This window comes from Kutzneria sp. NPDC052558, assembly GCF_044547355.1.
GTDB lineage: Bacteria > Actinomycetota > Actinomycetes > Mycobacteriales > Pseudonocardiaceae > Kutzneria.
Map to the genome: position 1 here is coordinate 30,620 of NZ_JBIUAG010000015.1, position 13,414 is coordinate 44,033.

Genomic DNA, 13,414 nt, shown 5'->3' on the forward strand with positions numbered 1-13,414 from the left:
GTAGTGGCAGGCGAGGAGCTCCGGCCGCAGCGGGCGGTCATCCGGAGCAGCACGGGGAACTGGGCATTGCAGTCGGCGTTGGACCGGCGCGGGTTAGGGCCCGTGGCCGGGGTCGACGAGGCCGGTCGCGGCGCGTGCGCCGGGCCGCTGGTGGTCGCGTCGTGTGTGCTGCGGCCGGGCGACGCCCGCAAGCTGGAGGGGCTCACCGACTCCAAGCTGCTCACCGAGGCCGCCCGCGAGCGCATGTACGACCTGGTGCTGGCCCGGGCGCTGGACTTCGCCGTGGTCGTGATCCCGCCGGCCGAGGTGGACCGGATCGGCGTGCACGTCGCCAACATCGAGGGCATGCGGCGCGCGGTGGCCCAGCTGACCACCCATCCGGGTTATGTTCTGGTCGACGGTTTCAAGGTGCCGGGCCTCACCGCCCCCAGCACCGCGGTGATCAAGGGCGATCAGGTCGTCGCCTGCGTCGCCGCCGCCTCGGTGCTGGCCAAGGTGACACGGGACCGGATCATGACGGAATTGCACGGCGACCTGCCGTGTTATGGCTTTGACGTGCACAAGGGCTACTGCACCGCCGACCACACGGCCGCCCTCAACGAGCACGGGCCGACCGCCCAGCACCGGTGGTCCTACGTGAACGTCGCCGCGGCCGGTCGACTGCACAACATGTGCCCTCCGCACGAGGTGGCCCGCCGGGTGGTTCAGAATGGAGCGTCCCCGGAGGTCGGGGTACCTGGCTCACGACGAGGAGGGACGCGGGTCCGATGAGCGCGGAGGATCTCGAGAAGTACGAGACCGAGATGGAGCTTCAGCTCTACAAGGAGTACCGCGACATCGTCGGTCAGTTCTCGTACGTGGTGGAGACCGAACGCCGGTTCTACCTGGCCAACGCCGTCGACGTGCAGGTCCGCAACGCCGAGGGCGAGGTGTACTTCGAGGTGCGCATGTCCGACGCCTGGGTCTGGGACATGTACCGCCCGGCCCGGTTCGTCAAGAACGTGCGGGTGATCACCTTCAAGGACGTCAACGTGGAGGAGCTCGACAAGCCCGACCTGCGCCTGCCCGAGGACGGGCCGTTCGGCGCCGGCGGCGGCCCCGCCACGTGATCGTTGGCTCACCCTGGTCCCCGAGCCCGGCCCGCCAGGCCTCTCGGGGGCCAGTTTTTTTAGGCTCTGTTTCGGCGCTTCCTCGCGGCGGCTCATGCCGGTTCCCCGGCCAGCCAACCACACGCACGCGCGCCCGTGGCTCCCGCCGGGGATTGCCTGTGGACAACTCCTGACTTGTCCACAGGCGCGGCGAACGGTCTAGCCGTCGCTGCGTCGTTCGGCGCACTGTCGACGCATGACCCGCGATCGATGCAGCACCGCACCCACCCCCGCCGAGCTGGGACGGATGGGCGAGAACCTGGCGGCCCTGTTCCTGGAGGAGCAGGGGCTGGTCGTGCTGTCCAGGAACTGGCGATGTCCCGAGGGCGAGCTGGACATCGTCGCCACTGACGGCGGCCGGCTCGTGGTGTGCGAGGTGAAGACCCGCTCCAGCACCGTCTACGGCAAGCCGGCGGAGGCGGTCGACTACGTGAAGGCGACCCGGATCCGCCGGCTCACCCACCGCTGGCGGGCCGCGCACAACGTGGCGTACTGCGCCACCCGGTTCGACCTGATCTCCATCGTGTGGCCCGGAAAGGGCCCGGCCCGGCTGGAGCATCTGCGGGGTGCGTTCTGATGCCGCTGTCACGCACCTGGTCGGTCGCGCTGCTCGGCGTGGACGGCCAGCCGGTGGAGATCGAGGCCGACGTCGGCCAGGGCAAGCCGAAGGTGCAGCTGCTGGGGCTGCCGGACCCGGCGCTGAACGAGGCCAAGGACCGGGTGCGGGCGGCGGTCCGCAACTCCGGGCTGGAGTGGCCGGACCAGGTCACCCTGGCGCTGTCGCCGGCCGACCTGCCCAAGGGCGGCTCCGGCTACGACCTGGGGCTGGCCTGCGCGGTGCTGGCCGGCGCCGGAAGCGTGCCGCAGACCATGCTCGGCGGCACCGTGCTGATCGGCGAGCTGGCCCTGGACGGCCGCATCCGGCCCGTGCGCGGCGTGCTGCCACGGCTGCTGGCCGCGAAGCGGTCCGGTCTCAAACACGCCATCGTGCCGGTGGAGACGCTCGCCGAGGCGGCGCTGGTCGACGGCGTCGAGACGCGCGGCGCCGCCCGGCTGGTGGACGTCCTGTCGTGGCTGAAGGGTGAGGAATCGGCGCTGGTCGAGTCGAGCCCGGCCGGTCTGGTCACCGACCTCGCGGTGCCAGACCTCGCCGACGTGGTCGGCCAGCCCGAGGCCCGCTGGGCGTTGGAGGTGGCCGCCGCCGGCGCGCACAACATGCTGCTGGTGGGCCCGCCCGGCACCGGCAAGACGATGTTGGCCGAACGCATTGTCGGGCTGCTGCCCCCGCTTCACCGTGACCAGGCGCTGGAGGTGACCGCGATCCACTCCATCGCCGGCACGCTGTCTCCCGACGTGCCGCTGGTGGCGGTGCCGCCGTTCGTCGCCCCGCACCACTCGGCGTCCATTCCCGCCCTCGTCGGCGGTGGCGTCGGCACCGCCCGTCCCGGCGCGATCAGCAAGGCCCACCGCGGGGTGCTGTTCCTGGACGAGGCCTGCGAGTTCGGTGCGCACCACATGGAGGCGCTGCGAACGGCCGTCGAGGAGGGTGAGGTGCGGCTGGCTCGCCGGGACGGCGTGGTCAGGTATCCCGCCCGGTTCCAGTTGCTGTTGGCGACGAATCCGTGCCCGTGCGCGCCGCCTCGCGATGTCGACTGCTCGTGTTCGCCGAACGAGCGGCGGCGATATTTCTCCCGGCTGTCCGGGCCGTTGCTGGACCGGATCGACATCCGCACCCGGATGCGGCCCATCAGCGCCATGGACGACAGCGATCTCGGGCCGCCGGAGAGTTCCGCAGCCGTGCGAGAACGCGTGGCCAAGGCCCGCGTGCGGGCCGCCGAGCGGTGGGCGGAGCACGGATGGCACACCAACGCCGAAGTGCCGGGTCCGGAGCTGCGTCGGCACTTCCGGCTGCCGCCCAAGGCTCGGCTGCTTCTCGACCGCGGCCTGGAGAGCGGCTTCGTCAGCGCACGAGGGGCTGATCGGTGCATACGGATCGCCTGGACCCTCGCCGACCTCGCGGAGAAGGACTGCCCCGACAGCGACGATGTGGCGGCCGCCCTGGAGTTCCGGGACCGGAGAGCGGCGTGACGACTGACGAGATCCGCCTGGCCCGGGCCTATCTGCTCAGGGTGGCCGAGCCGCCGGCCCCCGAGGTGGTGTCGCTGGTCGCGAACGTGGGGCCGGTACGCGCGGCAGAGCTGGTGCGCGCCGGCAAGGCCGCCGACGACGAGACGGGGGCGCGCCGCCACCTGGACTTCGCCGAGCGGGACCTGGCGGAGGCGGCGGCCGGTCAGGCGCGCCTGGTCATTCCGGAGGACGAGGAATGGCCGGCGTGGCAGTTGTTGGCGCTGACCAACGCGGCCGCCCGGGGCGTGCCTGGGATGACCGGACCGCTGGGGCTGTGGGTGCGGGGTTCCGCTCGGCTCGACGACCTCGTCCAGGAGGCGGTGGCGGTGATCGGCGCCCGGGCATCCACCGGTTACGGCGAGCATGTCGCCGCGGATCTCGCCTACGGGTTGGCCGAGCGGTCGGTGACCGTCGTTTCCGGTGCCGCGTATGGGATCGACGGCTACGCGCATCGCGGGGCGTTGGGGGCCAAGGGGTCCACGATCGCGGTGCTGGCCTGCGGCGTCGACGTCGCCTACCCGGCGGGTCACACCGAGCTGCTGGCCAAGATCGCCGTCAGCGGGGCCGTGGTCAGCGAGTATCCGCCGGGCACGCGGCCGGCCAGACATCGTTTCCTGGTGCGGAATCGGCTCATCGCCGCGTTGGCGGCGGGCACGGTCGTGGTGGAGGCGGGCCGTCGAAGCGGTTCGAGAAACACCGCCGCGACAACCTGCGCGCTCGGGCGGCCGCTGATGGCCGTGCCCGGTCCGGTGACGTCGGCGATGTCGGTGGGCTGCCATGATCTGTTGCGCACGGCCGGCGCCACCGCGGTGTGCGGCGCCGCCGACGTGATGGCCGACGCCGGACGGATCAGTGTCGACGCAACTACTCGATCGGATGAACCCCCGCGCTCCACCGATGGTCTCGATCGGGTGATGCTGCGTGTGCACGAGGAGTTGCCAACTCGGGGCGGTCTGAGCGCCGAGCGCATCGCGGTCGGATCCGGCGTCCCATTGTCGCGGGTCAGAGCGTTGCTGCCGGAACTGGAACTGTTGGGCCTAGTCCAAAAGTGTGAAGCGGGGTGGTGCCGCGGGCAGGGATGAACGGGCAGAGGCCACTCCAACGGGTGTGGCGATGCTTGACCACGAACGGGTTGCGGCGCACCGTGTTGGGCTATGTGCCGTCACACGAGGGTCATCCGCGCGGGTGGACATCACGGGATCGGGCGGGCCACCGCACCGCGGCCGCGCGCCTGTGCGCTGATCGCGGGGATGTGACAGGCGTTCGATGCCCTCTTCACGACGGCCGGTCGCGCAGGAGCTGACCCGGCTCCGCCAACGGCTGCCCGCTGACGTCGAGGCGGTGCTCGCGGACTACGAGCGCCACCTCCGGCTGGAACGCAACCTCTCCGAGCACACCGTGCGCGCCTACCTCGGCGACGTGGTGTCCCTCCTCGGACACCTGGCCCTACCCACCCAGGCTGGCGCCGCTCCCTCCGGCCACAACCCCGCCTCGGCCCCGTCGCACACCGGTCCCACCGCAGGCCAGCCACTCCCGCCCACCAACTCCACACCCGACGGCCGCGACGCCAACCGCGAGCCCGTCTCGCCACCGGCCAGCCCGAACGCCGCCGATGGCTCGCCTCTGGTCCAGACCGAGCCGAAGGCCGGCGGTCGGGCGGCCGGTGGGGAGTCGGCGCCGGGGGAGTCGGCGCCGGGGCGGTCCGCTGGCAACGGCGACCGGAGCGATCACAACCGGAGCGCCGGGGACGGTGGGCCGGGCGATGAGGGCGGCGCCGACGAGGGGCCGTTGCCGGTCCGGGTCGGCGATATCGACCTGGCCACCTTGCGTGGCTGGCTGAGCGGGCTGCGGGCTGCCGGGGCGAGTCGGTCGACGCTGGCCCGGCGGTCGGCGGCGGCGCGGACGTTCACGGCCTGGGCGCGGCGGCGCGGGCACCTGGAGGCGGATCCGGGGCAGCTGCTGATGGCGCCGCGGCCGCATCGGACGTTGCCCGGGGTGCTGCGCAAGGACCAGGCGGCAGCGATGCTGGCCGCCGCGGAGAGCGGGGCCGCGGAAGGCGCGGCGGTTGCTCTGCGTGACCAAGCTCTGTTGGAGCTGCTCTACGCCACCGGCGTCCGGGTGTCCGAACTGTGCGGGTTGGACCTGGGCGACGTGGACTACTCCAGCCGAGTGATTCGCGTGCTGGGCAAGGGCGGTCGCGAGCGGGTCGTGCCGTTCGGCGCACCGGCGGAGCGGGCGCTGCGCCGGTGGCTGGACGAGGGACGATCCGCCCTGGTCAAGCCCGGTTCGCCGGCCGCGCTGCTGCTCGGCGCCCGAGGCGGCCGGTTGGATCAGCGGACGGCTCGCAAGATCGTGCACGGCGCGGTCGGTGCGGTACCCGGAGCAGTCGACACGGGTCCGCACGGCCTAAGGCACTCGGCCGCCACGCACCTGCTGGAAGGGGGAGCGGACCTGCGGACCGTCCAAGAGCTTCTCGGTCACGCTACGCTAGCCACCACGCAGCTCTACACCCACGTCACCGTCGAACGGCTTAAGGCGATCCATGAGCGAACCCACCCCCGTTCCTGAGGACGCCGGGGGAGGTTCCCGCACGGCAACCGTGCCCTCCCTGGAGACACGCGCCCCGGAGACGAAAGCGATGCGCAACGGCAGCCACGGCCCGGCCGCCGGCGGCTCGCGGGGCTCGTACGGTGCGGGCCAGCCCGACGGGGTCCTCCCTGGCGACCAGCGCACCGCCGACGACGTCGAGGCGGGCATCGTCGCGCTGTGGCGCAGCTACGGCGGCAGTCGGGCGCAGGAGCTGCGAGACCGTCTGGTGCTGCACTACGCCCCGTTGGTCAAGTACGTCGCCGGCCGGGTCGGCACCGGCCTGCCCGCGCACGTCGACGTCGGCGACCTGATCCAGTCCGGGATCTTCGGCCTGGTCGACGCGATCGAGAAGTTCGAGCCCGAGCGGGGCCTGAAGTTCGAGACCTACGCCATGCAGCGCATCCGCGGCGCCATCCTCGACGACCTGCGCTCCCAGGACTGGGTGCCCCGCTCCGTGCGCAGCCGCGCCCGCGACGTCGAGCGGGCCCTTGAGCGCCTTGGCGGACGTCTCCAGCGCACCCCCACCGACTCCGAGCTGGCCAACGAGCTCTCGATCACCATCAGCGAGCTCCGCGAGCTCTACGCCCAGCTCCAGCTCACCAGCGTCGTCGCCCTCGACGAGCTCATCGCCGCCGGCCGAGGCACCGCGTCCCTGGCCGAGACCCTGCCCGACGACTACGCCGAGGACCCCGTAGCCAGCCTCGTCGACCAGGACAGCCGCCGCCAGCTCGCCGACGCCATCGCCCAGCTGGCCGAGCGGGACCGCATCGTGGTGACCCTCTACTACTTCGAGAACCTCACCCTGGCCGAGATCGGCCGGGTGCTCGGAGTCACCGAGTCCCGGGTCTGCCAGCTGCACACCCGCGCCGTCCTACGCCTGCGCACCAAGCTCGCCGAGCAGTCCGAGAGCTGACCAGCCCAGACCGGACAGCTGGGATGGATTCACGAGCGGCCCGCGCTGCCCAGCTGACTCCGGTCAGCTCACGGGCCGGGCGTGGTGGCGAAGGCACGGGCGGCTCGGGTTGCGGTGCCGACCGCAACCGCGGCGTCTGGCGATGTGCGGTCCTGGTTGGCGTTCGGTGACGGGCCTTTCCACCCGTGAACTCGCGGCCGATGGTCAGAGTTGCTGCGTGGCAACGGGAATCGATGGTCTGGTGCCCCTGTGCGCGGGCGGCGCCAGTGCTCGCTGATCGGGGGCGTCGGCGAGAGACCAAGGCCGGCAATGCCGCGGTGGTGGCATTGCCGGCCGCTCGGGTGACGGCGGTGATGGCCGGGCCAGGGCCGTCAGGCGACGGTGATCGAGGTGACGGAGGCGTTGTCGACTCCGACGCGGGGGACGGGGACGCCGGGCGTCGGGGGTTCGGGGGCGGAGGCCATGCGGACGGGACCGCCATGGGTGACGAGGACCAACTCTGCGCCGGGGCGGTCGGTGGCGTGGCGGCGGAGGGCGCGGTGGACCCGCGCGTACATGTCGGCGATGCTCTCACCGCCGGAGGGGCGGCGGAAGGGCTCGCGCCAGAGGCGGTCGACGGAGTGCTGGGCGGTGGGGTCGTCGGAGAAGGGGGAGTCGAGGCGGTGGCCCTCCAGGTCGCCGAGCTGCTGTTCCCGGAGCTGGGGGTCGAACTCCACGGGCAGGCCGAGGCGGGCGGCGATGATCTCGGCGGTCTCACGGGCGCGGATCAGGTCGCTGGCGATGACGGCGTCGGGGCGGGTGGGGCGGCCGGCGAGCAGGTCGGCGGTGCGGTGGGCCTGGGCCCGGCCGGCGGCGGTGAGGCCGCCGGCCTCGGCGGACTGGCCCTGGATGCGGCCGGCGAGGTTCCAGGTGCTCTCGCCGTGCCGGACCAGGTGCAGGACGGACGGCTTGGCCGATTCGGTGGTCACGTCGGCCATCAGTACTGCATGCGGGGGTCGTCGTAGTTCTTGAACTCGATCACGTTGTTGGACGGGTCGGCCAGGAACAGGGTGCGGTGCTGCTCGGCGGTGCCCTCGAAGCGGATCGCGGGCCCGGACAGCACTCGCAGCTTGCGGTGCTCGACGAGCCGCACGAGGCGGTCGAAGTCCTCGGCCTCGGCGAAGCTGACGCCGAAGTGGCGCGGATAGGCGACGGCCTCGGTCGGCACGTCCTCGCACAGGTGGCAGACGAGCTGGTCGCCGAAGAAGTCCAGGGTGATCCGGTCGTCGTAGCGCCGGGCCAGCTTGGCGCCGAGGCCGAACACGTAGTACTCCAGCGCCTCGTCCAGGTCCCGGGCCGGGACGGCGATGTGGCAGGCGTCGTACTGGTTGCGCATGCTCGTGGTTCCTTTGCCGCGTGTCAGTTCGAGTGGGACATCGACCGGGCTGCGGGCACGGCGCCGGTGGTGAGGCTGAGCAGGGTGTCGCCGCGCAGGCCACGGCGCAGCGTCTCGAGTGCGACCACGTCGTGCGTGGCGATGTTGCCGAGGTTGACCCGCGACCCGACGGTGCGGATGAGCTCGACCTGGAGGTCCTTGGTCGGGGCCTCGAACATGACCAGGGCGAGGTCGAGCGCGTCCATCACCGCGCCGAGCACGTCCTCTCGCATGTGCCCGTCGGCCTTGGCGATGCCGCTGCGGCCGCTCTCCCGGGCCTCGGTGATCACCATGACGGCGCCGGCGTCGAGGTCCTCGCGCAGCGCCTCCACCCAGTCGGCCGGGGTGAGCAGCGCCGACCGGTCGGCGTCCTTGTAGCCGACCTCGGACAGCACGGGCCGGTGCGCCGACATCCGCCGCACGTACTCGGCCTTGCTGCGCTGGTCCAGCGGGATGGTGCCGTTGGAGACCTCGATGTGGGTGGCCCCGGTGCGCTCGACCAGCGCGAGGTAGTCGGGGAGCTGGTCGGTCCACACCGCGTGCTCGAACAGGGTGCCGCCGAAGTAGAAGTCGATGCCGGCCTGGCGCAACACGGCGGCCTTGCGGTCGATGTCCTTGGTCACCAGGGCGGTGCCCCAACCGAACTTGACCAGGTCGACCAGGTGCCCGTGGCTGTCGATGAGGTCGGTGAACGCGCCGGTCGGCAGGCCGGGGTCGATCATCATGGTGGCGCCGGGCAATCCCCTGCTCATGAACGGCCTCCTGAAGTCGGAATCATTGGTCGACGGCGGCGTCATCGCGCGCCTCCCGCGGTCGCCAGTTCGGCCCGCAGCGCGCGGCGCAGCACCTTGCCGGTGGGCCCGGTGGGCAGCTGCCCGGTCACTTCGATGGTGGCCGGCCGCTTGTATCTGGTCAGTTCTCGCTCGCACAGTTCCCGCAGGTCGCGGGCGAGGTCGTCGGCTCGCGCCCGGGGATGGGCGGTGACGAAGGCGACGGCCACCTGGCCGAGCCGGTCGTGCGGGGCGCCGACAACCGCGGCCGACCGCACCGCCGGATGCCCGAGCAGCACGTTCTCGATCTCCAGCGGGTGGATCTTCTCGCCACCCCGGTTGATCACGTCGTCCGCGCGGCCGGCCAGCCGCACGAAGCCGGCCTCGTCACGGACACCGAGATCGCCGGTGAGCAGCCAGCCGCCGGAGTCCCGGGCCGGCCGGGACCGCTCCGCGACATCGGCCGACAGGTCGAGGTAATGGCTGACCACCTGACGGCCGCGCAGCGCGACCATGCCCTCCTGCCCCGGGGCGGCCGGGCGGCCGTCCTGGTCGAGCACCGAGAGCCCGATGCCGACCGGCAGGCCGACCGAGCCGATGCGGCGGGCGGCCGGCTCGACCGGGTTGGCGGTGATCTGTCCGGCGGCCTCGGTCATGCCGTAGGTCTCCAGCACGCCGACGCCGGTGTGCTCGGTGAACGCACGAAGCGTGTGCTCGGGCAGCGGTGCGGAGGCGGAGCGCGCGAACCTGATGCCGCGCACGAGGTCCTCGGCCGGCGCGGGCGCCGACGCCAGCGAGGTCAGGATCGCCGGCACGGCGTTCAGCCAGGTCGGACGCCACCGCTCGACGCGTTCCCAATAGGCGTTGACGTCGAACCGGCGGTCGACCACCAGCGACGCCCCGCTGACCAGGTTCGCCAGCAGCCCCATCACCTGCGCGTTCACGTGGAACAGCGGCAGCGGCGTGTAGCCGCGCTGGTCGGGACCGAAGCCGTGGTGCCGGGCGACCCGTCGCGCCGCGTGCATCAGCTGCCATTCGGACAGCGGAATGCCCTTGGGCGCGCCGGTCGTGCCGGAACTGGCCAGCAATACCGCCGGTCGCGACGCCGCGTCGGCGCTGGGCCGGACGGACAACGCCGCCGGTCGGACCGGAATCGGGCCGGAATCGGTGATCGACCATATTTCCGCGTCGGCGTCGAATAGGTCGGGAGTGTCGGTGGCCAGGACGTCGACACGAAGCCGCGCGACCGAATTGGACAGTTCCGAGGCGGTGAGCCGGGGGTCGAGCGGCACGGCCGTGAGTCCGGCCGCGAGCACGCCGAGATAGGCGGCGGTGAACGCGAGCGGGTCGGTCGCGACGAGCCCGACCCGGGCCCGTTGCGGCAGCCCATGACTGGCGACACGCCAGTTCTCGGCCTGGGACGCCAGTTCCGACCAGGTGATCGACCTACCGTCCGCGCCGACGATGAACGCGGCCGACGCGGGCCGTTTCAGCGCCCGGGCGGCCAGTAGGCGGGACACCACTGCCATGCGGCCTCCTCACGATGTGGGATGACCAGATCGATTCTTGACTTGATCGATGTGAGTGGCATATGAGCAACTTAAGAACCTGCTGTGCGCGACCGATTTGGGGTAATTGGGCGACGGTCGACAGGAATTCGACAGTGCATTCACGTGAGTTACTCAGGTGGTGGTTCACGCCACGGAAACAGTCGAACGCGCTGCGTCGACAACAGTCCTAACGGATCCAGGTATTCAGTGCCCCGCCGGGCGCCCCAGTGCAGGCAAGCCGCCTCGCAGCCCTCGTGGCCGGGCGTCAGCCGCCCCACCTCCTCGCCCCGCCGGACCCGCTGGCCGACCGTCACGGACGGCTGGACCGGCTCGTAAGTGGTGCGGATGCCACCCATGTGCGCCACCGCCACCACGCCCCGGGTTGCCAGCCAGCCGGCGAAGGAAACCACCCCGTCCGCCGCCGCCAGCACCGGTTCGCCGGTGTTCGCGCCGAGGTCGACACCGCGATGGCCGGGGCCGTACGGGCTGCTCGGCCGCTGGAACGGACGCAGCACCGGGTGCGGCGGGGCCAGCGGCCAGCCGTAGCGGACGGCACGAGGCGGCGGCTGGGCCCGAGCGGACGGTGGCCAGACGCGAGCTGGAGCCGGCGTCCCGGGCAAGGCGGCCGCGATGAGAAGGGACGGCGGCCGGGTGTGCTGGCCGGCCGGCGACGGCCGGGCCGAGACGACCGTGGCCAGCAGGAGCGTCGTGAGGGCGAGTGCGGTGGGCATGAGGACAGCGTCGACCGGGTGGGGTCGGGCCGGCCACCGGCGATGATCGACTTGTGGACAACTCCGGACCGGGCGGCGGGGCTGTGGACAACCGGGGAGGCCGATTCGGGCGTTCGGGGGGTTCGGGCGTACACTTCCCCCGCGACCTGTGTATCGCGGGTCGACTTCGCGTGCCTGCGCTGTGCCCCTGATCAACGGGGTGACGCCGTCCGGCGGTCCCGAAGGCAGTGCCCCCTCGCGGGTGGCGCGGCCGGCGGGTTCGGGCGGTGGCCAGGCACCAGGGCACTGGGTCACCCGACCCGTTGCGTCAACCGAACCGCGCGCCACCCCGGCGCGCTCGACACCAAGAGGTGCAACCGGCCATGGCCGTCGTCACCATGAGGCAGCTGCTCGACAGCGGCGTCCACTTCGGGCACCAGACCCGTCGCTGGAACCCGAAGATGAAGCGCTTCATCTTCACCGAGCGCAACGGCATCTACATCATCGACCTCCAGCAGACGCTGTCGTACATCGACCGCGCCTACGAGTTCGTGCGGGAGACCGTCGCGCACGGCGGCTCCATCCTGTTCGTCGGCACGAAGAAGCAGGCGCAGGAGGCCATCGCGCAGGAAGCGCTGCGCGTCGGCATGCCCTACGTGAACCAGCGCTGGCTGGGCGGCATGCTCACCAACTTCACCACCGTGCACAAGCGCCTCCAGCGGCTCAAGGAGCTGGAGTCGATGGAGCAGACGGGCGGCTTCCAGGGTCTCACCAAGAAGGAGATCCTGATGCTCACCCGTGAGAAGGACAAGCTGGAGAAGACCCTCGGCGGTATCCGCGACATGTCCAAGGTGCCCAGCGCCGTGTGGATCGTGGACACCAAGAAGGAGCACATCGCCGTCGGCGAGGCGCGCAAGCTGAACATCCCGGTCGTGGCCATCCTGGACACCAACTGCGACCCGGACGAGGTCGACTACCCGATCCCGGGCAACGACGACGCGATCCGCTCCGCGACGCTGCTCACCAAGGTGGTCGCCGAGGCCGCCGCCGCCGGCCTGATCGCCCGCTCGGGCGCCCGCACCCAGGCCGCCGACAAGCCGGGTTCGGTCGAGGAGCCGCTGGCCGAGTGGGAGCAGGAGCTCCTGGTCGGCGCGAACGCCGAGACCGCAGCGGCCGCCCCGGCCGCCGACGCCCCGGCCGCCGCGACCGAGGTCACCGCCCAGTCCTGACCGGCGATACGCCCGCCCGCGCCAATCCCGCGCGGGCGGGCGTGTGCCCACCGCACTACCCGCGCGCACCCGCAGAAGGAAACGGACACCGCACGATGGCGAACTACACCGCGGCCGACGTGAAGCGACTCCGCGAGCTCACCGGCTCCGGCATGATGGATTGCAAGAGGGCCCTCGAGGAGTCCGACGGCGACTTCGACAAGGCCGTCGAGATCCTGCGTATCAAGGGCGCCAAGGACGTCGGCAAGCGGGCCGGTCGGGCCACCGCCAACGGCCTGGTCGCCGCCGACGCCGGCGTGATGATCGAGCTCCAGTGCGAGACCGACTTCGTCGCCAAGAACGAGGAGTTCCAGGAGCTGGCGGCCAAGATCGTGGCCGCCGCCAAGGACTCCGGCGCCTCCGACGTGGCCGCGCTGACCGTCGCCAAGCTGGGCGATGGCACCGTCGCGGACGCCGTGCAGGCGCTGTCGGCCAAGATCGGCGAGAAGCTGGAGCTGGCCAAGGTCGTCGTCTTCGACGGCCAGACCAGCATCTACCTGCACCGCCGCTCGGCCGACCTGCCGCCGGCCGTCGGCGTGCTGATCGAGTTCACCGGCCCGGACGGTGACGCGGTCAAGGGCGTCGGCATGCAGGTCGCCGCGATGAAGGCCAAGTACGTCACCCGCGACGAGGTGCCGGCCGACATCGTCGAGCACGAGCGCGGCATCGCCGAGGCCACCGCCCGCGAGGAGGGCAAGCCGGAGGCGGCGCTGCCCAAGATCGTCGAGGGCCGCGTCAACGGCTTCTACAAGGACGTCGTCCTGCTGGAGCAGCCGTCGGTGCAGGAGTCCAAGAAGACCGTGAAGGCCCTGCTGGACGAGGCCGGTGTCACCGTGACTCGCTTCGCTCGCTTCGAGGTGGGCCAGGGCTGAGGCCCGGCGCAGGCGGGGTCTGCCACAGTACGTGGCGGCCCCGCTTTCGCACG

Annotated in this window: 14 protein-coding genes and 1 pseudogene; 10 read left to right on the top strand and 5 right to left on the bottom strand. The window is 71.8% G+C overall.

The genetic code is table 11. The annotated features are described in order from the left end of the window. Positions 1 to 3: 3 nt before the first annotated feature. The 8 genes and pseudogenes from ACIG5F_RS26105 to ACIG5F_RS26140 all read left to right on the top strand — a co-directional run bounded on the left by ACIG5F_RS26105 (position 4) and on the right by ACIG5F_RS26140 (position 6,777). Positions 4 to 771 carry a ribonuclease HII gene (locus tag ACIG5F_RS26105; protein WP_396521729.1) on the top strand — a complete coding sequence of 256 codons (768 nt, stop codon included), beginning with the start codon at positions 4 to 6 and terminating at the stop codon, positions 769 to 771. Next, positions 768 to 1,109 (top strand): DUF2469 domain-containing protein, encoded by a 342-nt coding sequence (locus tag ACIG5F_RS26110; RefSeq protein ID WP_043722832.1) that lies wholly within the window; start codon positions 768 to 770, stop codon positions 1,107 to 1,109. The genes ACIG5F_RS26105 and ACIG5F_RS26110 overlap by 4 nt, the downstream gene beginning before the upstream one ends. Before the next feature lie 235 nt (positions 1,110 to 1,344). Further along, positions 1,345 to 1,725 (top strand): YraN family protein, encoded by a 381-nt coding sequence (locus ACIG5F_RS26115; protein ID WP_396521731.1) that lies wholly within the window; start codon positions 1,345 to 1,347, stop codon positions 1,723 to 1,725. Then, positions 1,725 to 3,236 carry a YifB family Mg chelatase-like AAA ATPase gene (locus ACIG5F_RS26120; protein ID WP_396521733.1) on the top strand — a complete coding sequence of 504 codons (1,512 nt, stop codon included), beginning with the start codon at positions 1,725 to 1,727 and terminating at the stop codon, positions 3,234 to 3,236. Before ACIG5F_RS26115 ends, ACIG5F_RS26120 begins: the two co-directional genes overlap by 1 nt. Then, positions 3,233 to 4,357: a DNA-processing protein DprA gene (gene dprA / locus ACIG5F_RS26125; RefSeq protein ID WP_396521735.1), complete on the top strand. Its 1,125-nt coding sequence runs from the start codon at positions 3,233 to 3,235 to the stop codon at positions 4,355 to 4,357. Before ACIG5F_RS26120 ends, dprA begins: the two co-directional genes overlap by 4 nt. A gap of 184 nt (positions 4,358 to 4,541) precedes the next feature. Then, positions 4,542 to 4,709: pseudogene (locus tag ACIG5F_RS26130) on the top strand (site-specific integrase); the annotation flags it as partial. 189 nt (positions 4,710 to 4,898) lie between these two features. Further along, on the top strand, positions 4,899 to 5,843 hold the full coding sequence (locus ACIG5F_RS26135; protein ID WP_396522052.1) for a tyrosine recombinase XerC: 945 nt from the start codon (positions 4,899 to 4,901) through the stop codon (positions 5,841 to 5,843). Between the two features lie 70 nt (positions 5,844 to 5,913). Then, entirely contained in the window at positions 5,914 to 6,777 is an 864-nt protein-coding gene (locus ACIG5F_RS26140) for a FliA/WhiG family RNA polymerase sigma factor (protein ID WP_396521737.1), read from the top strand. Positions 6,778 to 7,148: 371 nt separating this feature from the next. Here ACIG5F_RS26140 and ACIG5F_RS26145 read toward each other — a convergent pair whose 3' ends face one another. From ACIG5F_RS26145 to ACIG5F_RS26165, 5 genes are all read right to left on the bottom strand, one after another. Next, complete coding sequence (locus tag ACIG5F_RS26145) at positions 7,149 to 7,754, bottom strand: histidine phosphatase family protein (protein ID WP_396521739.1); 606 nt, start codon at positions 7,752 to 7,754, stop codon at positions 7,149 to 7,151. Then, entirely contained in the window at positions 7,754 to 8,152 is a 399-nt protein-coding gene (locus tag ACIG5F_RS26150; protein WP_396521741.1) for a VOC family protein, read from the bottom strand. Before ACIG5F_RS26150 ends, ACIG5F_RS26145 begins: the two co-directional genes overlap by 1 nt. 23 nt (positions 8,153 to 8,175) lie before the next feature. After that, a complete protein-coding gene (locus ACIG5F_RS26155; RefSeq protein ID WP_396521743.1) occupies positions 8,176 to 8,943 on the bottom strand; it encodes a phosphosulfolactate synthase in 768 nt (255 codons plus the stop codon). A 41-nt stretch (positions 8,944 to 8,984) separates the two neighbouring features. Further along, entirely contained in the window at positions 8,985 to 10,490 is a 1,506-nt protein-coding gene (locus tag ACIG5F_RS26160; RefSeq protein ID WP_396521745.1) for a class I adenylate-forming enzyme family protein, read from the bottom strand. A 149-nt stretch (positions 10,491 to 10,639) separates the two neighbouring features. After that, positions 10,640 to 11,242: a M23 family metallopeptidase gene (locus ACIG5F_RS26165; protein WP_396521747.1), complete on the bottom strand. Its 603-nt coding sequence runs from the start codon at positions 11,240 to 11,242 to the stop codon at positions 10,640 to 10,642. 362 nt (positions 11,243 to 11,604) lie between these two features. Between ACIG5F_RS26165 and rpsB the strand changes: the two genes are divergently transcribed. Both rpsB and tsf read left to right on the top strand, forming a co-directional pair. Further along, on the top strand, positions 11,605 to 12,450 hold the full coding sequence (rpsB, locus tag ACIG5F_RS26170; protein WP_396521749.1) for a 30S ribosomal protein S2: 846 nt from the start codon (positions 11,605 to 11,607) through the stop codon (positions 12,448 to 12,450). 95 nt (positions 12,451 to 12,545) lie between these two features. Next, the gene (gene tsf, locus ACIG5F_RS26175) at positions 12,546 to 13,361 is read left to right on the top strand and encodes a translation elongation factor Ts (protein WP_396521751.1); all 816 of its coding nucleotides are present in this window, start codon (positions 12,546 to 12,548) and stop codon (positions 13,359 to 13,361) included. Positions 13,362 to 13,414 lie beyond the last annotated feature (53 nt).